Origin of the sequence: Methylocystis parvus (genome assembly GCF_049675845.1) — a bacterium.
GTDB lineage: Bacteria > Pseudomonadota > Alphaproteobacteria > Rhizobiales > Beijerinckiaceae > Methylocystis > Methylocystis parvus_A.
Genome location: NZ_CP187161.1, coordinates 4,011,054 through 4,030,859, shown reverse-complemented (window position 1 = coordinate 4,030,859; position 19,806 = coordinate 4,011,054). Strand labels below are relative to the sequence as shown.

22 protein-coding genes and 1 pseudogene are annotated in these 19,806 nt (G+C 65.3%); 13 read left to right on the top strand and 10 right to left on the bottom strand.

The window, feature by feature from the left end; genetic code table 11:
• Positions 1-25: 25 nt before the first annotated feature.
• The gene (locus ACPFMJ_RS20775) at positions 26-1,150 is read right to left on the bottom strand and encodes a hypothetical protein (protein WP_424361772.1); all 1,125 of its coding nucleotides are present in this window, start codon (positions 1,148-1,150) and stop codon (positions 26-28) included.
• A gap of 248 nt (positions 1,151-1,398) precedes the next feature.
• Here ACPFMJ_RS20775 and aroC point away from each other — a divergent pair, with 248 nt between their 5' ends.
• On the top strand, positions 1,399-2,472 hold the full coding sequence (aroC, locus tag ACPFMJ_RS20770) for a chorismate synthase (protein ID WP_424361771.1): 1,074 nt from the start codon (positions 1,399-1,401) through the stop codon (positions 2,470-2,472).
• A gap of 4 nt (positions 2,473-2,476) precedes the next feature.
• Here aroC and ACPFMJ_RS20765 read toward each other — a convergent pair whose 3' ends face one another.
• A complete protein-coding gene (locus tag ACPFMJ_RS20765; RefSeq protein WP_424361770.1) occupies positions 2,477-2,815 on the bottom strand; it encodes a hypothetical protein in 339 nt (112 codons plus the stop codon).
• A 97-nt stretch (positions 2,816-2,912) separates the two neighbouring features.
• On the opposite strand from ACPFMJ_RS20765, the gene ACPFMJ_RS20760 reads away from it, so the two are divergent.
• The 3 genes from ACPFMJ_RS20760 to ACPFMJ_RS20750 all read left to right on the top strand — a co-directional run bounded on the left by ACPFMJ_RS20760 (position 2,913) and on the right by ACPFMJ_RS20750 (position 5,156).
• Positions 2,913-3,956, top strand: coding sequence for a histone deacetylase family protein (locus tag ACPFMJ_RS20760; protein WP_424361769.1), 1,044 nt, complete (start codon positions 2,913-2,915; stop codon positions 3,954-3,956).
• A gap of 10 nt (positions 3,957-3,966) precedes the next feature.
• Positions 3,967-4,287 (top strand): hypothetical protein, encoded by a 321-nt coding sequence (locus ACPFMJ_RS20755; protein ID WP_424361768.1) that lies wholly within the window; start codon positions 3,967-3,969, stop codon positions 4,285-4,287.
• 98 nt (positions 4,288-4,385) lie between these two features.
• Entirely contained in the window at positions 4,386-5,156 is a 771-nt protein-coding gene (locus ACPFMJ_RS20750) for a hypothetical protein (protein WP_424361767.1), read from the top strand.
• Here the strand turns inward: ACPFMJ_RS20750 and ACPFMJ_RS20745 are convergent.
• On the bottom strand, positions 5,147-5,866 hold the full coding sequence (locus ACPFMJ_RS20745) for a phosphodiester glycosidase family protein (RefSeq protein WP_424361766.1): 720 nt from the start codon (positions 5,864-5,866) through the stop codon (positions 5,147-5,149). The two genes, ACPFMJ_RS20750 and ACPFMJ_RS20745, sit on opposite strands and share 10 nt — an antisense overlap.
• Positions 5,867-6,076: 210 nt before the next feature.
• Between ACPFMJ_RS20745 and ACPFMJ_RS20740 the strand changes: the two genes are divergently transcribed.
• Positions 6,077-6,478, top strand: a complete 402-nt coding sequence (locus tag ACPFMJ_RS20740; RefSeq protein ID WP_424361765.1) for a hypothetical protein — start codon at positions 6,077-6,079, stop codon at positions 6,476-6,478.
• 76 nt (positions 6,479-6,554) lie between these two features.
• Positions 6,555-7,637, top strand: a complete 1,083-nt coding sequence (ribB, locus tag ACPFMJ_RS20735; RefSeq protein WP_424361764.1) for a 3,4-dihydroxy-2-butanone-4-phosphate synthase — start codon at positions 6,555-6,557, stop codon at positions 7,635-7,637.
• Here ribB and ACPFMJ_RS20730 read toward each other — a convergent pair whose 3' ends face one another.
• On the bottom strand, positions 7,638-8,630 hold the full coding sequence (locus ACPFMJ_RS20730; protein ID WP_424361763.1) for a tyrosine recombinase XerC: 993 nt from the start codon (positions 8,628-8,630) through the stop codon (positions 7,638-7,640). It abuts the gene before it with no gap.
• Positions 8,631-8,694: 64 nt separating this feature from the next.
• Positions 8,695-9,018 carry a DUF1476 domain-containing protein gene (locus ACPFMJ_RS20725; protein ID WP_424361762.1) on the bottom strand — a complete coding sequence of 108 codons (324 nt, stop codon included), beginning with the start codon at positions 9,016-9,018 and terminating at the stop codon, positions 8,695-8,697.
• Positions 9,019-9,376: 358 nt separating this feature from the next.
• On the opposite strand from ACPFMJ_RS20725, the gene purC reads away from it, so the two are divergent.
• The 5 genes from purC (at position 9,377) to purQ (ending at position 12,446) form a co-directional block, all read left to right on the top strand.
• A complete protein-coding gene (gene purC / locus ACPFMJ_RS20720; protein WP_424361761.1) occupies positions 9,377-10,171 on the top strand; it encodes a phosphoribosylaminoimidazolesuccinocarboxamide synthase in 795 nt (264 codons plus the stop codon).
• An 82-nt stretch (positions 10,172-10,253) separates the two neighbouring features.
• Entirely contained in the window at positions 10,254-10,808 is a 555-nt protein-coding gene (locus ACPFMJ_RS20715) for a DUF2059 domain-containing protein (protein WP_424361760.1), read from the top strand.
• A 93-nt stretch (positions 10,809-10,901) separates the two neighbouring features.
• Positions 10,902-11,345, top strand: coding sequence for a DUF3429 domain-containing protein (locus ACPFMJ_RS20710; protein WP_424361759.1), 444 nt, complete (start codon positions 10,902-10,904; stop codon positions 11,343-11,345).
• Positions 11,346-11,496: 151 nt separating this feature from the next.
• A complete protein-coding gene (gene purS, locus ACPFMJ_RS20705) occupies positions 11,497-11,733 on the top strand; it encodes a phosphoribosylformylglycinamidine synthase subunit PurS (RefSeq protein ID WP_424361758.1) in 237 nt (78 codons plus the stop codon).
• A gap of 23 nt (positions 11,734-11,756) precedes the next feature.
• Positions 11,757-12,446, top strand: a complete 690-nt coding sequence (purQ, locus tag ACPFMJ_RS20700; RefSeq protein WP_424361757.1) for a phosphoribosylformylglycinamidine synthase subunit PurQ — start codon at positions 11,757-11,759, stop codon at positions 12,444-12,446.
• Between the two features lie 17 nt (positions 12,447-12,463).
• On the opposite strand, the gene ACPFMJ_RS20695 is transcribed toward purQ, so the two are convergent.
• The 4 genes and pseudogenes from ACPFMJ_RS20695 to leuS all read right to left on the bottom strand — a co-directional run bounded on the left by ACPFMJ_RS20695 (position 12,464) and on the right by leuS (position 18,018).
• Entirely contained in the window at positions 12,464-13,531 is a 1,068-nt protein-coding gene (locus ACPFMJ_RS20695) for a CorA family divalent cation transporter (RefSeq protein ID WP_424361756.1), read from the bottom strand.
• Positions 13,532-13,593: 62 nt separating this feature from the next.
• Entirely contained in the window at positions 13,594-14,616 is a 1,023-nt protein-coding gene (gene holA, locus ACPFMJ_RS20690; RefSeq protein ID WP_424361755.1) for a DNA polymerase III subunit delta, read from the bottom strand.
• A gap of 96 nt (positions 14,617-14,712) precedes the next feature.
• Entirely contained in the window at positions 14,713-15,399 is a 687-nt protein-coding gene (locus tag ACPFMJ_RS20685) for a hypothetical protein (RefSeq protein ID WP_424361754.1), read from the bottom strand.
• Positions 15,386-18,018: pseudogene (leuS, locus tag ACPFMJ_RS20680) on the bottom strand (leucine--tRNA ligase). The gene ACPFMJ_RS20685 and the pseudogene leuS overlap by 14 nt, the downstream one beginning before the upstream one ends.
• 31 nt (positions 18,019-18,049) lie before the next feature.
• Here leuS and ACPFMJ_RS20675 point away from each other — a divergent pair.
• Positions 18,050-18,304, top strand: coding sequence for a hypothetical protein (locus tag ACPFMJ_RS20675; protein ID WP_424361753.1), 255 nt, complete (start codon positions 18,050-18,052; stop codon positions 18,302-18,304).
• Between the two features lie 4 nt (positions 18,305-18,308).
• Here the strand turns inward: ACPFMJ_RS20675 and ACPFMJ_RS20670 are convergent, their stop codons facing one another.
• Positions 18,309-18,893, bottom strand: coding sequence for an HdeD family acid-resistance protein (locus ACPFMJ_RS20670; protein WP_424361752.1), 585 nt, complete (start codon positions 18,891-18,893; stop codon positions 18,309-18,311).
• 136 nt (positions 18,894-19,029) lie between these two features.
• On the opposite strand from ACPFMJ_RS20670, the gene ACPFMJ_RS20665 reads away from it, so the two are divergent.
• On the top strand, positions 19,030-19,701 hold the full coding sequence (locus ACPFMJ_RS20665) for a YggS family pyridoxal phosphate-dependent enzyme (RefSeq protein WP_424361751.1): 672 nt from the start codon (positions 19,030-19,032) through the stop codon (positions 19,699-19,701).
• Positions 19,702-19,806 lie beyond the last annotated feature (105 nt).

Here is a 19,806-nt window from a genome sequence, read left to right as displayed (position 1 = left end):
TCACAATTTTGGGCAAGATCTACTTTTACGGAGACGTTCCAAAGCTCTGGATGACGGAATAGGCTGGACGACAGCATGTCCCATCTGTTTTCAGATAGGTGAACCACGGCTGGTTCGTGGATTCGAATTTCCACGCAAGTGCGGATGAGAAACAGGTCGACTTGGCTCCATAGAGATAATTCGCGGCCACCGTCGCCTGGAGAGAATCGCTATAGATCGAAGACCTCTGGGCGAACTCTCCCAAAATGATCTGGGCTTTGTCGCTTCTCACTTTTTGACACAACGCGCTCTGTCCGGAATAGGTCCCTGTATCTGAGTAGTTATGGTCGTCATAGATTGTGAGACCGATCCCCGACAAAAGTCCAAATGTAATCTCCTGTACGCCATAGGGAGAACTAACCGATGACGTTACTGGTAGCCAAGGGCTGATCGACCTCACGAAAGCTGAATAATTTGCAAGAAAGGCTCTTGCGCCCGCCCAACCATTCGGAAAATAATTGAGCGCCGTGTCTATTTCATTGCACATATCCAGCGCATAGATCGCGGGCGTCGGATCGCCGGGAAGATCATTGGCGCGAATCTGATTGAGCGTCGTGAGGAGCGGTCGCAGAACGTAATTCTTGAAATTATCGAACTCGCCATTCCTGTTCAGAAACAGATTTGAAAAAAACGTCTGGAGAGGCGCGTAGCCTATCACTTGCCTCGCGTCCCCGCAGTTCCAGAGCGTAAGGTATGCGGAAAGACCTTTCTTCTTTGTCCGCGCGATGAAGGTCGTCAGATTTTTCAGAAAGTCGGGAGTCAAGCCATGATAGGTCGGGCTGTAATCGGCGATATGAGGCGTTTGCGGGAGGACTGGACTTTGAATCCCTTGTAATGCGGGGAACAGCCAAACTCTTACGATCTTAGCCCTTGAATTCGCGTTCGACATCCCCGCGATCATGTTCCGCTGAAAAGAATAGACAACGTCGGTATATTGGGAGCTCTGATTGTAAACTGGATTGGATGCGAGCCAGTTGCCGTAATTGTCCCCGAACCACGCTTCATTGAAACCATCCCAGAATATGCTGTTGGGGAGCCGTGCTTGAGCGACGGCGAAGTTTGGAGCGAGGCAGAGGAAAGAGGCGGCTGCAACTTTGAAAATGGGTTTCATCACAGTCTCCGATCAAACCGGCAGACGCCCTCCAGCCCAAATGCAAGAATGGCTACATTTCACACCCTCGACAAGGTTAGCCGCAGCGGTCATTGCAAATAATGCATAGTTTTAACGAGAACAAACCGACAAGCTCAAAGTTGAAATTCACGATGTGAGCGTAAAGCTTAACATAACCAACCAACGGATGGCAGAGCGCGCCGGCGGAGCAATTTGACCCGCGCCGACGCCGACCCTAAAAGCCTCGCATGTCGCATAATTCCTTCGGCCACCTCTTCCGCGTCACGACTTTCGGCGAAAGCCACGGCATCGCGCTCGGCGCGATTGTTGACGGCTGCCCGCCAGGGATCGCGCTGACGGAGGCCGACATTCAGGGCTTTCTCGACAAGCGCAAACCCGGCCAGTCGCGCTTCACGACCCAGCGCCGCGAGGCTGACGAGGTGAAGATCCTCTCGGGCGTGTTCACGCGCGGCGACGGCGTGCAGGTGACGACCGGCACGCCCATCGCGCTGATGATCGAGAACACCGACCAGCGCTCGAAGGATTATGGCGACATCGCCAGCAAATACCGACCCGGCCACGCCGACTACGTCTATGACGCCAAATATGGCGTGCGGGACTATCGCGGCGGCGGACGCTCCTCGGCGCGCGAGACGGCGGCGCGCGTCGCCGCCGGCGCCGTGGCGCGCAAGGTGGTTCCGGGCGTGACCATTCGCGGCGCACTGGTGCAGATCGGCCCGCACAAGATCGACCGCGCCCGCTTCGACTGGGAAGAAGTCGACAGGAACCCGCTCTTCTGCCCCGACGCCGTCATGGCCGCGCAATGGGCGGATTATCTCGACGGCGTGCGCAAGGCGGGCTCCTCCATCGGCGCCGTCGTGGAGGTCGTGGCAGAAGGCGCGCCGGCTGGTTGGGGCGCGCCGCTCTACGGCAAGCTCGACGCCGATCTGGCCGCCGCCATGATGTCGATCAACGCTGTGAAGGGCGTCGAGATCGGCGACGGCTTCGCGGCCGCCGAGCTATCGGGCGAGGAAAACGCCGACGAAATGCGCGCGGGCCCGACTTTCCTCTCGAACCATGCCGGCGGCGTTCTGGGCGGCCTCTCGACGGGCCAGCCCATCGTCATGCGCTTCGCCGTGAAGCCGACCTCTTCCATCCTCACGCCGCGCCGCACGATCGACCGCGACGGCAATGAGACGGAGATCGTCACCAAGGGCCGCCACGACCCCTGCGTCGGCATCCGCGCCGTCCCGGTGGGCGAAGCGATGATGGCCTGCGTGCTGGCCGATCACTTCCTGCGCCACCGGGGGCAGATCGGCTGAGGCGCTACTTCTCGAACGTCATCGTCTTGAACGACGTCGTATGCCCCACGACGTCGTAATTCCCGTCGAACTGCTTGCCGATCCCGGTCGTCACCGTCACGCGCTTGCCGATGAATTTCTTCGGCATCGCCTGGTTCTCAAACCAAGGGACACATTGCTTGGCTTCGCAGAGGCCGGTCTCTTCGCCGGTTGCGGTGCGGATCGTCAAATAGCAGTTGTCGCCGCACTCGAATTTCGTGATGACGCCGATCAGGGTCTTTGGCGCGTCCTTCGCCGAGGCTGCGTCGGCCGCGACGAAAGCCGCGACAAGAATGGATGTGGCTGCGACGATCTTCTTAAGCACGACTAGTTCCGATCTTCTTTCGGCGCTTCTGGCCCTGTTTGGCCCGCGCATCCTATAATGAGCTTAGCAGTCATGTCGCGTGGTCGGGAGCCTTGCAATGAGCGGCGCCGAGCAATTTATCCCGGGCGCCTGGCCCGAGCTCCGAGTCACCCGCCGAGCCGCGCTCGCGGGCGCTGCGAGCCTCGCCGCTTTCGGCGCACGCGCGGAGACTCCCGCGACTCTCTTCGTCTCGCATCCGGCGGCGCTCGAGCACGACCCCGGTCCCGGCTGGCCGGATAGCCCCGAACGGCTTCGCGCGATCTTCGCCGCGCTGGATCAGGCGCGCTTCGCGACCCTCGGCCGCGTCGAGGCGCCATCCGCTGCGCGCGAGGCCCTGCTGCGCGTTCATACCCCCGAGCATATCGCCCGCATCGAACAGGCGGCGCCGAAAGAAGGCCGCAGCCATCTCGGCGCCGACGTCATCATGAGCGCCGGCACGCTGGAGGCCGCCCGCCGCGCGGCGGGCGGCGCCGTCGCCGCGGTCGACGCCGTGATGCGCAAGGAAGCGCGCAACGCCTTCGTCGCGTCGCGGCCGCCGGGCCACCATGCGCGCGAAGACGGCGTCATGGGCTTCTGCTTCTTCAATAACGCCGCCATCGCCGCGCGACATGCGATCGCCGCACATGGCGCCCAGCGCGTCGCGATCGTCGATTTCGACGTGCATCATGGTAATGGCGTGCAGGAAATTTTCTGGAACGAAAAAAAGGTTCTCTATTGCTCCACGCACCAGTCGCCGCATTATCCCGGCACGGGCGCCGTCACCGAAACAGGCGCGCATGACAACATCGTCAACGCGCCCTTGCGCAAGGGAGATGGCGGCGAAATCTTTCGGGAGGCGCTCAAGACCCGCATCCTGCCCCGCCTCGACGGCTTCGCGCCAGATCTTGTCATAATATGCGCAGGCTTCGACGCGCATATTCACGATCCGCTCGGCGGGCTGCGGCTCGTCGAGGAGGACTATCGCGACGTCACGCTCCGCCTCATGGAGACAGCGGCGCGGCGCTGTGATGGTCGGATCGTCTCGCTGCTCGAGGGCGGCTATAATCCGCAGGATCTGGCGTCATCCGTCGCGACGCATATCGATGCGCTGAGAGGCGCTTGAGCGGAGGAAGATGAGACAGCTGCAAATCATCTCGCTCGCTGCTTTCGTCGGCTTCGTTCAGCCGGCCGTCGCCCACCATCTCGATGAATATGACGCCCGCATTCGCGCCGAGGCCAGCCTTCCCGCCGCATGGTTTGATTGCCGGAAGACGGATGACTGCGACCTGGTTTCCGTGCCCTGCCAGTCCGGCCTTGCCGTGAACGCCAGCCATAAGGAAGAAGCGCAGGACCTGCTGAACCATCATTATTACTTTTGTCTCGGCTCGTCGCTGGACGACACGGTCGCCGCCTGCGAAGCGCGCCATTGCGTCACCGAACCGAAGAAGAAATGACGCGCGATTGGGCCTAATTCAGCAATCCGCGTATAAAGCGTCATCCAAACTCCTGGCGCGTTCGAAACACCAGTAACCGCGCCACAGCAGGCGCAGCCATGCCTTATCCCGACCTTCCTCGCGCTTTCTTCATCGGCACAGCGGCCATTCTGCTGCAATTCGCGCTCGGCGCGGCCATGATGGCCTATTCCGGAGCGCCTTACTGGATCGCCGCCCTGTTCCTGCTCGGCGTCCCGCTCGGCATATTCGCGACGCGCTCGGCGCGGGGGCTTGCTTTCCCCGCCATTTGCCTGTTCGCGCTGTCCGGCGTCGCGCCGGTCTTCGTCGTGAATGTTCCTCTCTTCGGTGAGATCGTGAACCTGCGACAGGTCGACGACATCCCTTCGAGCTGGAACATCGCGGGCTATGCGGCGCCCGGCTGGCGCATCGACGAGGATCGCTCGATGCAAGAGCGGCTGACGGCCGGTCGGAAAAGCACGCCTTACGGGCTCCGGCGGATGGCGCCGCTCGTCGGCGACGGCTGGACGCCGGCGCATCCGGTGGAAGTCTGGGTCATGGGCGAGACGCGCGACTCGGGACGCACGCCGCTCTGGCATCCCAAGTTCTGGCGCGAGCCCGGCGGCGAATATGTGCGGCTCGTCGGCGAACACGTCTCCGGCGCGCAGCTTCAGGCGCAGCGCGCGGCCGCACAATTCGGTCTGAAGACGTCCGAAGAGCCGCTCGTCGTCATGCGCGTGGAGTCGATCGCCGCGGCGTCGCGGGCGCAATATATTTCGCTCGCAAGGTCAGTCGTCTTTCCCCTCGGCGCATGGGCGGGGGTCATTGGCCTCGCCATGATCTACTACCGGCGCGCCGGGCCTCACTTGTGATCCGCGCGCTCCACGACGCCGATCAACGGCCCCATCGGGTGAAAGCGATCGTGGCGCGAGATCGACGGCGCATAGAGCGCCGAAGCGGAGCCGCCGTCGAGGAAAAGCGCGTCGGGACATTTGAGACGCTCGCGGAAGAGATGCGCGAACTGGTGGAACGTCACCGGCTGGTTGGAGATGGCGAAGCGAACGACATGGCCGTCGGCGACGCCGACGCCGTTGCGGAACTTCTCCGAGGTTCCATTGTCGTGAATGCGCGGATTGATGCGCCCGCCGATGACGAGCATGGGGCCCGACTGCGTCGCATAGGCGGGACGGGCGCGCGACTTCAGGAAGCGGACTGTCTCGATCACCCCGGCCCGGGCGCCGTCGATCCAGAAGACGCCATTGGGCTTCATGTGGAAATTACCTTCTCCGGCGGCCGTATTGGCGGCGCGCAGCGTCGCCCCGCCCTCGACATAAAGGCCCACCGGGAAGAAGGCCGGGTCGTACATTCCGGCGTTCATCGCGAAGACGAGCGTCTGGCCCTTCGCCGCGAGCGCGTCCGCAAGCGGCGCGAAACCGCCGAAAATCGCGCCCTTCTCATCCTGAAGGAACAGTCGCATCGTCGATTTGCGGGCGTCGAATTCGCAGATCGTGTAGGCGGCCCCCGCCTCCTCGATGTCCACGCAGGACGCCGGCGCGGCGAAGAGAGGAGGTGGCCAGCTCATAAGGAGCGCTGCCGCAATTAGCCATCTGTTAGCCATACGCATCTAGAGTCGCTTCCGGCTCGAACGCCTGCATTTGACGCAAGGTTTCCGGTCAAACGCAATGCGTTCGAGCGGATCCGTTACAATTGATAGGAAATACCGCTTCGAATTGGCAACAAGTTCGCGATCTATTCATTTCGAAAATCGAACGCGACGCGCAGGAGGCTCGGTTTGCTCGGCTTCGAAATCTGGAAGAACGGCAAGAAACTCGCAACGGCGGGGCTGACCGACAGCGGCGCGATCTCGCTGATGCTGACCTGGGTCGGCAAGGGCCCCGGGGCTTCGTCGCGCATCGCCGAGGGGGTCGAGATCGAGGGGCTCGACCTGCGGGTCGGCGGCATCGACGCCGCTGATCCGATGAGCGAGCAGAGCGTCGAGTGGATCGAGGACAATGCGCTGCGGCTCGGCGACGACATCCAGATCAAGCTCGTCTCGACGCCGGAACTCGACGCGCCCGTCCGCCGCGAGCCGACCGACGGCCTCGCCTCCGCCGCGGCGGGGCTGCGCTTCGTCCCCTGCACGACCTGCGGCGCCCCGCGCCTTCAGACCGGCCTGGCGCATACGCCCGAATGAGCCCGATTTGAAACGGCGCGCCGGCGCGGCTAGATAGGCGGGATCGGCGCCGAGGAGGCGCGTCCCGGAGACCCGCTTGTCCCACTCCATCACAGAGGCCATCGAGGCCATCGCGCGCGGCGAGATCGTGGTCGTCACGGATGACGACGACCGCGAGAACGAAGGCGATCTCGTCATTGCGGCGTCGCTCTGCACGCCCGAGAAAATGGCCTTCATCATCCGCAATTGCTGCGGCATCGTCTGCGCGCCGATCACGCTGGAGGAGGCGCGGCGGCTGCATCTTGCGCCCATGGTCGCGGAGAACGACGCGCCGCTCGGCACGGCCTTCACCGTGTCCGTCGACGTGCGGCATGGCCTGACGACCGGCATTTCCGCCGAACAGCGCTGCAACACCGTGCGCGCGCTCGCCAACGGCAATATGGGCGCCGCCGATTTCGTTCGGCCGGGCCATGTCTTCCCGCTCATCGCCAAGGATGGCGGCGTGCTGATGCGCTCCGGCCATACGGAAGCGTCGGTGGATCTCTGCCGGCTCGCCGGCCTGCCGCCCGTCGGCGTCATTTGCGAGCTCGCCAATGACGACGGCACGGTGATGACCGGCGCGCAGATCACCGCCTTCGCCGAGAAGCACAATCTGAAACTCGTCTCGGTCGCCGACCTCATCGCCTATCGACAGGCGCGCGAGAAGCTCATCGAGCGCGTCGCGACCTTCCCGGTGCAGACGGAATTCGGCGAACTGCACGGCCACGCCTATGTGACGCCCTTCGACAGCGTGCAGCATTTCGCCTTCGTCATGGGCTCCGTCGGCGACGGCCGCGACGTGCCGACCCGCCTGCACCGCGCCGACATTCTCGCCGACGTGATGGGCGGCGCCCCGACCATCAAGAAGACGCTCGCCCGCTTCGCCCGCGAGGGCCACGGCGTGCTCGTCTATCTCCGCGACGGCGCCGCTGGCGTGCCGACCAATGTCGTCGGCCGCGCGCCGGAGAACGCCGAGGAAACCCGCAAGCGGCAATGGCTCGACGTCGGGCTGGGCGCGCAGATCCTGAAGGATCTGGGGGTGTCCTCGATCCGGCTCCGCTCGTCCACGGCCAAGCCGCGGGCCTTTGTCGGGCTGTCGGGCTTCGGGATCGAGATTACGGCTGTAGAGCCGGTGGAATAATCACCCTGCCCGCGGATGCGCGGACTTATAGGCGTCGAGCAGGCGCTTTTTGTCGACCGCGGTGTAGATCTGCGTCGTCGACAGCGAGGCGTGGCCGAGCAGCTCCTGAATCGTCCGCAAATCGCCGCCCCGTCCGAGAAGATGCGTCGCGAAGGAGTGCCGCAGCGCGTGGGGCGTGGCGCTGTCGGGCAGGCCCAATGCGCCGCGCAGACGCTGCACCGCAAGCTGTACGATTCGCGGCGAGAGCGGCCCACCCTTGGCGCCGACGAAAAGCGGCCCGCCCGTGAGATCGTAGGGGCATAGCGCGAGATAGGACTCGATTGCCTGTCGCACCGGCTCGATCACGGGCAGCGTGCGCGTCTTGCCGCCCTTGCCGGTGATGGTGACGCGGTCGACCCGCCCCACCGGCGCCTGGGCAAAGGGAATCGACAGCGCCTCCGAAATACGGAGCCCCACGCCGTAAAGCAGCGCCAGAACGGCGGCGTCGCGGGCGAGCACCCAGGGCTCCCGCGCCTCGCCCGCCCGCTGCTCGGGGTCGATCAGGTCGCGGGCGTCGGCGACGGTGAGCGCCTTGGGCAGGCTGTGCGGCTTTTTCGGGGGGCGAACGGCGCCGAAGAAATCGGTCTTGGCGAGCCCTCGTTTTTCGAGAAACCGCAGAAAATTGCGGATCGCGGCCAGCGCCCGCAGCAGGGAGCGGCTCTCCAGACCCTCATTGCGCCGCTTCGCCAGATAAGCGCGCAGATCGGCGGGCTGCAACGCGATCAGCGCCGCCGAGTCGGGCTTTTCGCCAAGATGGTCGGTGAGAAAGCGCAGAAAGCCGGCGACGTCCCGCCCATAGCCGTCGATCGTATGGGCGGAGGCGCGCTTCTCGCCGGCGAGGGCCCGGAGCCAAAGCAGGGCCTCTCCCGCAATCTGCGGCGCGGCGCTGAACAGCGCCGCGTCCGGCGGCTTTTTCGAAGCCGGCTGGCGTCGTGACGGGATCGATTCGCGCATGGGCCCAGCCTGACGCGGAAAGCTTAAAATTGCAGCCTTCCGCTCCGCTCGGCCGCAGGCTTTCTTACTCGCCCGCCTTGATCTCGGCCTTCGCCTTGGAAAGCATCTCGTCCATGGTGCGGCGGATCTGGTGCTCGGACTGATCGACGCCGGCGGCCTCGAAATCCTTCTTCACCGTGGCGACGACGCGCTCGTCGGCGTCGGCGGAAACTTCAGCGGCCACAAGGGCGTCGGCGTAGGCCTGGGCGTCCGCGCCCGACTTGCCGAGCTTCTCCGCGGCCCAGAGACCGACCAGCTTGTTGCGGCGCGCTTCGGCCTTGAAACGCAGTTCTTCGTCGTGGACGTAGCGTTTTTCGAAGGAATCTTCGCGCTGATCGAAAGTGCTCATGTCCATCCTCGGCCGGGTTTGACGTGTCGGAAATCCTGGCGGCGGAACCGCCGCGCGCCGCATATTTGATGCGCCGCACGCATATAGGCGAAAACCGGGCGCGGCGCCAATGCCAAGCAGCGTCGGTGCGACATTCCCGCACCGACGGCGGAAAAAGCTGAAACGCGGCTAAAAAGAGCGCGTTGTGTCTAAACCGGGATTCGGCTAAAATGAGGCGTCGCCTACAAAGGCGACCGCTGGCTTGTCACTGGCCCTCAAAGACGCTACGACCGCGCTCGTTGCGGTCGGTCATCCTGAACCCCGCTCCCTGGTCGAACGCCCGGCGCGGGACCATATCGGAGGAGCCGCGGCCGACCCCATGGATTTTCTCAAGCCCCGGTTGATCCCAATGAACCGCCGTCGCCGCATCTACGAAGGCAAGGCCAAGGTCCTTTACGAGGGCCCGGAGCCTGGCACGTTGATTCAGCATTTCAAGGACGACGCCACCGCCTTCAACGCCAAGAAGCATGAAGTGATCGATGGCAAGGGCGTCCTGAACAACCGCATCTCGGAATATATCTTCCAGCACCTCAACAATATCGGGGTGCCGACGCATTTCATCCGCCGGCTGAACATGCGCGAGCAGCTCATCCGCGAGGTGGAGATCGTTCCGCTGGAAGTCGTGGTGCGCAACGTCGCCGCCGGCTCGCTCGCCAAGCGCCTCGGTCTCGAGGAAGGCACGCAGCTGCCGCGCTCGATCATCGAGTTCTACTACAAGAACGACGCGCTCGACGATCCGATGGTCTCGGAAGAGCACATCACCGCCTTCGGCTGGGCCACGCCTCAGGAGATCGACGACATCATGGCGCTCGCCATCCGCGTCAACGACTTCCTGTCCGGCCTGTTCCTCGGCGTCGGCATCCGCCTCGTCGACTTCAAGATGGAGTGCGGCCGTCTGTGGGAAGGCGACATGATGCGCATCGTCGTCGCCGACGAGATTTCCCCGGATAGCTGCCGCCTGTGGGACATCAAGTCCAACGACAAGCTGGACAAGGACCGCTTCCGCCGCGATCTCGGCGGGCTGGTGGAGGCCTATACCGAGGTCGCCCGCCGGCTCGGCATCATGCAGGAAGGCGAAAACGTCCGCGTCGGCGCGCCGAAGCTGGTGCAGTAAAAAGTCCCGCCCCGTACTGGAACGCACAGACCCGCCCCTCCAGGGCGGGTTTTTTTATGCGCGTCTCAGGTGGGAGGATTTCATGTCCAGGATCGCGGCGATCTTCGCCATTTCGGCCATGCTTTTGGGCGCCGCGCGCGCAGACGACGCGTCCAAGGAGGCCAAGGCCGTCGAACTGATGCACGCGCTCGGTCTCGAAAAGAGCTTCGAAAGCGCAAGAAAAACTCTGGAGGAGCAGAATGGCTCCTTCAGGCAGAGCCTTATAGACGACATCGTCGGGAGGCCGGCGAATTTGAAGGACGAAGCGCTGCGTAACCGTCTCGACCAGGCCATCCGGCGCTATCAGGAAAAGACGCTGCCCCCGCAAAGCGCCGAAGACATGGCGGCGCGCTTCAGCAAGGGCTTCAGCGCGCATTTTACGGAGCAGGAGCTCGACCGCCTCCTCGAGCAGTACAAATCCGACCTGGGGAAGAAGGAGGTGGCGGTCACGGCGCAGGTGACGAACGAAATCCTGATTGGCGACGGCAAAGCCTGGAGCGACAACATGACCAAAGCCGGGGCCGAGTTGCAGGAGGAGCTGACGAGAATCGTCACCGAGAGCAAAAGCCATACGGGCAAACGCGATCGCCGGAAGTGACCGATGGTGGCGAAACGCGGCCGCCCTTTGTCCGAAGCCTCGCTTGTTCCGCTCCCTCCCCCGCAACAACTTGGCGCGCAGGAGGAGGCGATAATGAGCATCGAAACGACCGTCCCGCATGCCGCAAAATGGCTGGGCTTCGCCGGGGCGATTCCCTTCGTCGCGGGCGCGCTCGCCTCCCTCCCCGTCGCCGAGCCGCTTCGGCCGTACGGCTTGGCGCTGCTGCTCGATTACGGGGCGATCATCCTCTCCTTCATGGGCGGCGTTCATTGGGGCGCGGCGATGCTCCGAAACGACAATGGCCTGGGACCGCTCGGCCGCAGCGTCATTTCGTCACTTGTCGCGCTGCCGGCGCCCCTCATCGGCGGCCCCGCCGGGCTCGCCCTGCTTGCGGCGGGCTTTGGCGGTCTTCTCGTTTATGACGAGCAGGAGACGCGCGCGGGCCGCCTGCCCGCCTGGTATCCGCAGTTGCGCCGCCCATTGACCGTGATTGTCGTCGCCTGCCTGATCATCGGCGCGGCGGCGCGCTTCTATTGAGCCGTGCGGCGATAATTGTTACCGGTCCGGGAACCGCCCTTTGCGCGAGAGGAGCCTTACGCCCATATGCGAAGCATGGGTTACGCGCCGCTTGCCCTTTGCGCCCAAGGCCGCTAACCGTGGGGCCAATCCCAATCGGAACTTGAGCCCCATGAAAGCACGTGTCGTCGTCACCCTGAAAAACGGCGTCCTCGATCCGCAAGGCAAGGCGATCGAAGGCGCGCTGAAGTCGCTCGGCGTCGAAGGCGTCGCGAGCGTGCGTCAGGGCAAGGTGTTCGACGTGGAAATGGCGGGCGGCGACCCGGTCGCCGCCAAGGCGCAGCTCACCGCCGCCTGCGAGAAGCTGCTCGCCAACACCGTCATCGAGAACTACCAGATCGACCTCTGAAATCACGCCCAAGGGTTACGCAGATGAAAGCCGCCGTCATCGTCTTCCCCGGCTCCAATCGCGAAGGCGACATGGCGCGCGCGCTCGAGCAGGCGACGGGCCATAGGCCGGCCATGCTATGGCACGCCGACCATGAACTGCCGGCCGGCACGGATCTCGTCGTGCTGCCGGGCGGTTTCTCCTATGGCGATTATCTGCGCTGCGGCGCCATCGCCGGCCGCGCGACCATCATGGACGCGGTGCGCGCCCACGCCGCGCGCGGCGGACTCGTGCTCGGCGTCTGCAACGGCTTCCAGATCCTCTGCGAGAGCGGCCTGCTGCCGGGCGTCCTGATGCGAAACGCGAATCTGCGCTTTGTCTGCAAGATGCAGCATCTGCGCGTCGAGCGGAACGACACGGCCTTCACGCGCCAATACGCGAAGGGCCAGGCGATCGAAGTCTGCATCGCCCATGGCGAGGGCAATTACGAAGCCGACGACGCGACCATCGAGCGCATCGAGGGCGAAGGGCTCGTCGCGTTCCGCTATTGCGACGCCAATGGCGTCGTGGGCGGCGCGGCCAACCCGAACGGCTCGCGCAACGACATCGCCGGCGTCTTCTCCGAGAAGCGCAACGTCCTCGGCCTTATGCCGCACCCGGAAAATCTCATCGACCCGCTGGTCGGCGGCGTGGATGGCCGAGCGCTGTTCGAGAGTCTCGCCAGCGCGGCGTAAGGGCGCGACCGGCCTGATCAACCCTCCTCCGCCGGCGCGGGTTGCGTCTTGCGCTTGCGCCGACGCGGGGTCGGCTCAACGCGCGGCGGCTGGCGGCGGTCCAGGACCCACAGCAGAACCCAGGCCGACAGAGCCGAAACGCCGCAGACGGCGAGCGCGTAGACAAATCCGCGCCCAGGTTCGTCGGCGAAGGGGACCCCCTTCACGTTCATGCCGAAAATGCCCGAGATCAACGTCGGCGGCAGCAGCAGCGTGCTGAGGATGGTGAGGATATAGAGCTGACGGTTGGTGTCCGTCGTCAGCTTGGACACGATCTCGTCCTGCAGCAGGCGCGCCCGCTGCTCGGTCGATTGCACCTCCTGATTGCAGCCGTCCAGACGCAGCGACAGGCGCTGAACGACAGCCTGCGCCTCCGGCGAAATCTGGCCAACCGGTTCAAAGCGGGAGACCATGCGCATGGCGCCGTTGATCTCCCGATGGACGCGGATCAGCGCGCGACGGAGCACGCCGAGCCGCTGGCGCTCGTCGCGGGTCTCATCGTCCAGCACGCGATCCTCGACATCGTTGAGATCTTCGGCGAGCTGTTCGATCGCTTCGTCCATCGCTGCGAACGACCGATCGACGATCGCGTCGACGATATCGAAGGAGGTCGCGAAGCGCTTGCCCTCCATGACCGCGCGCCGCGCCGCCGCCGCCGAACGCGACGGCCGGCGCCGCGTCGTGACGAGGTAGCCGGGGCCGGCCGCGAAACGCAATTGCGTAAGGTCCTGCGCCGAGGGCGCGTCCTGATCGATGTCCTGCCCGAAATCCTGCGCATAATCGACAAGCGCGCCCCATAGCGCATCGCCGCTCGCATAGAGCCGCTGCGCGCTGGATGGGCTGGTCAGCAGGTCGCGCGCTTCCGCCGGGATCTGCCGCAACGACTCGATCCATGCGCGCCCGCGCGCATCGTCGGCGTCGATATGCGCCCAGACGACGCGGCCGCCGCCAAAACGCGGCTCCTCGCCGGCCTGCGCGGACGCCAGCCTGCTTCCATCGAACGTCAGCGTCCAGAGAAATGGGCCGGTAAGCGGAGAAGGTGTCATGAGCGTCCCTGTCGAGCCCGCTCATCTAACGCGACTGGCGGCGCCGCGCCAAGCAGCGCGCCCTATCGCCGCCGCGCCGCCTTCGCGACGCGCCACAACGCCCGCTCGGCCTCCATCTGCGCGCTCGCGGCGCTGGCGCGGGCGCGGGTCTGGGCCTCGCGCAGCGGCTCGATCAGCGCCTGCAAACGCGCCGACGTCCAGGCCTTGAGCTGCTCCTCCATCAAGGCGCGATGCATGAAGCCGAAGCCGGCGCGAAACAGCATGTTGATTCCCACATCCGTGCGCCCGCCTTCGCGCTCCATCGACGACCGCGCCCGGTGCAGCGCCACGGCGTAACGCAGCGCGCCGAAGAGCACCGAGCCGGCGTCGCCGCCTTGCGCGAAATAGGCGTCGAGCGTCTCGCCGGCGTCGCCCGCGAAGGCCGCCGCGACCACGCGGTCCGAGGCGATGCTGGAGGCGTGCGCGACGATGGCCTCGACGTCGGCCGCCTCCACATGCTCGCGGCCATGCATGTAGAGAATGAGCTTGGAGAGCTCCGCGCGGCTCATCAGCCGGTCCTCGCCGAGGGCGGCGAGCAGCAATGCGCGCGCTTCGGGGCTCGCGACGAGATTGGCTTCCTTCAGCGTGCGGTCGACGAGGGCGTGAACGTCCTGCTCGGTGTCGGGCTGGCACTCGATGCCGGCGCCCTGCTTGGCGCCCTCGACGAGCTTGCGCAGCGGCGCGTCCTTCTTCAGCGCGCTCGCCGTCAGCACCACCGTGCAATCGCCCGGCGGCGCCGAGATGAGGGAGGTGACCGCGGGGATGACCGACTTCGCGCCGGTCTCAACGAGAATCGCCCGCCGGCCGCCAAAGAGCGGCTGGGTGTTGGCCTCGTCGAGCAGCGTCAGCGGGTCGGCGGAAACAGCGTCGCCCGAAAGCTCCACGAACTGGAAGGGATCGTGACGGTCGTCCACGCGCTTGTTGACGATGGCGAGCGCGCGCTCGCGCACCATCCCGGCGTCGGCGCCGTAAACGAGGAAAAGAAAGACGCTCTCCGGCGGCGAGGCGACGAACTTTTCGGCGTCCTTGTGCGGGACAGCGACCATTTAGCCCCCTCCCTGTCCCTCCCCCGCTTTGCGGGAGAGGGGACGCTCACGATCAGCACGGTTGAGAAAGGCCCGGACCTCGCTCCTTCTCCCGCGTCAGCGGGGAAGGGCTGGGGCGGAAGCCGGCGCCCGCGTCGCCATCTCCGTCGCGACACGCGTGCGAATCGAGTCCGCAATCACCTTGGCGTCGCGGATCTCGGCGTCGCGCGCGGCGCGCACATTCGCGAAGCGGTTGGAGAAGCGGTCATAGCTGGCGATGTTGAAGGCCGTGCCCTTGGTCACTTCCACATTCTGCGGCAGGGTGACGAGCCTGTAGTCGGCGTCGGCGATGACCGTCGCGGAGGTCGCGCGGCCCGTCACCGTGTCGAGGATCGGCGTCTGCACGCGCTCGCGCAGTGCGACGGTCAGGCGATAGCGCGGCTGCACGGTGGAGCCTGTGCCGTTGAAGCCGTAAATCAGCTCGTTGTGGACGTAGTGCCCCATGCGGCCGGGGATTTCGTCCACCTCGATGGCCTGCAGCTCCGAGGCGAGCGGCGATGTGTCGAGACCGCCGCTCGCGCCGTAGAGCGGCTCGATGCAACCCGCGAGCGGGACGGCGGCGGAGAAGGCGAGCAGCGCCGGAAGGAGCCGCAAAACTCTCAACCCCTCATGCTGAGGAGCAGCCGCAGGCTGCGTCTCGAAGCATCTCGACGGATTACCTCGCCCTTCGAGACGCTCGCTGCGCGAGCTCCTCAGGGTGAGGAAATCCTTTGCCGCGCGGCTCGCCTTGCTAAACGACCACATTGACGATCCTCTTCGGCACGAGAATGAACTTCTTGAGCGGCTTGCCTTCCAGGGCGCGCATCACGCCATCTTGCGACAAAGCCTCTTTGCGAATCGTTTCCTCGTCGGCGTCGTGCGCCACGGTGATCTCCGCGCGCTTCTTGCCGTTCACCTGCACCGGCAGGACGATCATGTCCTGCGCGACGAGCGCGGGATCGGCCGCCGGCCACGGCGCTTCCGATACCAGCACTTTGTGGCCAAGATCGGCCCAGCATTCCTCCGCGACATGCGGCGTCATGGGCGCGACGAGACGGGCCAGCGCGTCGGCCGCCTCGCGGAAGGCGAAGGCGAGATCGGCGCCAACCGGCGTTTCCGTCACGGCGTCGAGCGCCGCCGTCACCTCGTTGACGTATTCGCGAATGCGGGCGATGGCGCTGTTGAAGCGCAGGCGCTCGATATTTTCGGAGACCTGCGCGACGGTCTTGTGCGTCGCCTTGCGGATTTTCAGCGCCTCAACGCCGATCTCGGCGGGCGCCTCAGCGCCCATGGGCGCGGCCACGCGGCCCAGCTCCCCGGTGATGCGCCACAGGCGCTGCACGAAGCGCCACGCTCCTTGAGCGCCTTCGTCCGACCAGATCACGTCGCGATCGGGCGGGCTGTCGGAAATCACGAAGAGGCGGGCCGTGTCGGCGCCGTAGCTCGATGATGTCGTCGGGGTCGACCGTGTTCTTCTTCGACTTCGACATCTTCTCGATCGGGCCGATCTCGACCTCGGCGCCGCTGTCGAGCAGGAAGGCGCGGCGGCCGCCCTCCCCGCTTTCAATGCGGATCGAGGCCGGAGAGACCCAGCCGTCCGGACCCTTGTAGGTCTCGTGAACGACCATGCCCTGCGTGAACAGGCCGGCGAAAGGCTCGGCCACCGCCGCATGCCCCGTGTCGCGCATCGCGCGGGCGAAGAAGCGCGAATAGAGCAGATGCAGGATCGCGTGCTCGATGCCGCCGATATATTGATCGACCGGCAGCCAGCGCTTCAGCGCTTCCGGACTCGCGGGAGCGTCGGCGTTCAGCGGGTCGGTGAAGCGCGCGTAATACCAGGACGAATCGACGAAAGTGTCCATCGTGTCGGTCTCGCGCGCGCGGGCTTGCCGCAGGAGGGCAGGGGACGTGCTTCCAGGTCGGATGGCGGTCGAGCGGATTGCCCGGCTGGTCGAAGCTCACATCCTCCGGGAGCCTCACCGGCAGGTCGGCGTCCGGCACCGGCACGGGGCCGCAGGTCTCGCAATGGATGATCGGGATCGGGCAGCCCCAATAGCGCTGGCGCGAGACGCCCCAGTCGCGGAGCTTGTAATTGACCTTGCGAACGCCCTGCGGCGCGTTGAACAGCGCCGTGGTTTCGAGGCGCTTGGCGACCTCGTCCTTCGCCTGCTCCACGGTGAAGCCGTCGAGGAAATCCGAGTTGACGAGCTTGCCGTCCGCGTCGAAGGCTTCGCCGCTTTTCGCAATTTTCGCTTCGAGTTCGGAGGCGTCGACGCCCTCGGGGCTGACGACGACCTTGAAGCCGAGCCCGTATTTCGTCGCGAAATCCAGATCGCGCTGGTCATGCGCGGGGCAGCCGAAGATCGCGCCCGTGCCGTAATCCATCAGCACGAAGTTCGCGACGTAGACGGGAGCGTCCATGACGGATCGAACGGATGGACGACGCGAAGCCCCGTATCGAAGCCCTGCTTTTCGGCCGTCTCGATCGCCTCGGCCGACGTGCCGCCGCGACGGCATTCATCGGCGAACGCGGCGAGCGCCGGGTTCTTCTCCGCGGCGGCCTTGGCCAGCGGATGGTCGGCGGCGAGCGCGACGAACTTCGCGCCGAAAAGCGTGTCGGCGCGTCGTGAAGACCTCGACCTCGCGCGCGTCGTCCAGCCGCTCCGCGAGGGCGAAGCGCACCAGCATGCCCTCGGAGCGGCCGATCCAGTTGCGCTGCATCAGGCGCACCTTGTCGGGCCAGCGCTCCAGCGTCTCGAGCGCTTCGAGCAGCTCGACGGAATAGTCGGTGATCTTGAAGAACCACTGCGTCAGCTCGCGCTGCTCGACGAGCGCGCCGGAGCGCCAGCCGCGCCCGTCGATCACCTGCTCATTGGCGAGCACGGTCATGTCGACCGGGTCCCAGTTCACCTTGGATTTCTTGCGGTCGACAATGCCGGCCTTCAGAAAGTCGAGAAACAGCTTCTGCTGGTGCTTGTAATATTCCGGGTCGCAAGTCGCGATCTCGCGCGACCAGTCGAGCGAGAGGCCCCAGCTGGGCGCGCGATATTGGCGTTCCAGCTGTCGCGCGCATGGCCCATGGGATGCGATGTTGCGCGTAGGTCCATAGTTGCGCACATGGCCCAGGATGGACGTAATATTTCCGCTTCGTCCCCGCCATCGCGGCGTTCTTCCGCCGGCATGCCGAAGGCGTCCCAGCCCATGCCGGGCGGGACGGGGGATGCAGAAAAACGTCTGCTAAGCTCCACAAGCCCTTGGATTTGCGCGCTTCGATTTTCAGCGCGCCACCCGCTTCGCTTTCTCGACGGTTTTCGCCCATCGCAGTAATTGCGCACTGCGGACGCGGCCCATGTGGATGCGCCCCGACGGCGCTATGGCAAACATCTCGAGAAATCGGACATACTGGAGAGCGGCGTTGGGCTTAGGCGACCCGCTCCGCGAGGAGGCCGATCTGCTCGCCCGCTCGACCCTCGCCGAAGATGGGAGGCGGGTCTATCGCCTCCCGGAATTTCCGGACGAGGAACTGGAGGAAGATCAGCTCGGCGAGAACTTCGTCTCAGAGATCTACAGGCGTTTCACCGGAATGGCGTTGCTGACGGACGAAGCCCTGGGCCGGGTCACCATGCTTGGCTTCGCGCCCCGCCCGTGGTGGAAATTCTGGGCGACATGACGCCCTACGCCGCCCGCCTCTCCGCCGGCTTGGCCGCAAGCCCCATCGCCACCCAGCTCACGCCCTCGAACAGCAGGTTCACGCCCAGAAACAGCCCGAGGACGTAAAGCCCCGACACCGGCCATTCCGCGAGGATCAACAGGCCGAGAATGAAGCTCAGGGCGCCGGCGACCGCGATCAGCTCCCAGCGGCTGAGATCGCGTAATTGCCATGCCAGCACGAGCTTCATCGCGCCCCCGGCGATCAGCAGCGCGCCGACCAGCGCCGTCAGCGACATGGCGGCGAGGAATGGAAAGCGCGCCGTCGCCACGCCCGCCGCGACGGTGATTGCTCCGACCACGGCCCAAACCGCCGCGCGGCCCCATGGCCGAATCTGAAAGGCGGTGAAGATTTCCCAGCCTCCCGCCACGACCATGGCGGCGGCGATATAGATGATCGTGACGAGCGTCGCCGCGAGCGTGTTGAAGAGCGCGACGACGCCGCCAATGATGAACAGGACGCCCATGGCGACGATCCAGCCCCATTTCCTGCGGCAGTGCGCCGTGTGGACGCCGAAGGGATAAGTGGGAAAAGCCTCGCTGCTGGTCATGGTCAACCTCCCGGCGCCGCCGCCCGACGACGGCGGAAGATGTCGGCAAGCTAACCGCCGCCGGTAGCGATGGTTCCCGCGCTGAGGCTCGATCCGCCTTCTTGCCCTCGCGCGCCTGCGGGCTTAACCAGCCCCCATGACCATCATCGACCGCTACAACGACGCCAAAGCCGCCATTGCCCGGGCCGCGACGGATTGCGACCGCGACCCCGCGACCATTACGCTCGTCTGCGTGACGAAGACCTTCCCGGCCGAGGACGTGGTTCCGCTGCTGGAGGCCGGCCATCGCGTCTTCGGCGAAAACCGGGTTCAGGAGGCCATGGGCAAATGGCCGGGGCTGCGCGAGAAGTTCGCCGGCATCGAACTGCATCTCATCGGCCCGCTCCAATCCAACAAGACAAAGGAAGCGGTCGAAACCTTCGACGCGATCCAGAGCGTCGACCGCGAGAAGATCGCCGCCGCGCTGGCGGAGGAAATGAGGAAGCAGGGCAAGCGCCCGCGCCTCTTCGTTCAGGTGAACACCGGCGCCGAGCCGCAAAAGGCAGGAATCCTGCCTGAAGACGCGGACGCCTTCATCGCCCTCTGCCGGGAGAAATACGGGCTGGAGATCGCCGGGCTTATGTGCGTGCCGCCGGTCGACGAACAGGCGTCGCCGCATTTCGCCCTGCTCGCGGACATCGCCGCGCGCAACGGGCTGAAGGAGCTCTCAATGGGCATGAGCTCGGATTTCGAGCTCGCGATCCAGCTCGGGGCGACCTATGTGCGCGTGGGGTCGGCGATCATGGGGGCGCGGGAGTATCCGGCGTAAAGCCCCCTCCCTGTCCCTCCCCCGCTGACGCGGGAGAGGGGACGCTCACGACCACCTCACCCGATGAAGGCCCGCGCGCTCCCTCTCCCGCGAAGCGCGGGAGGG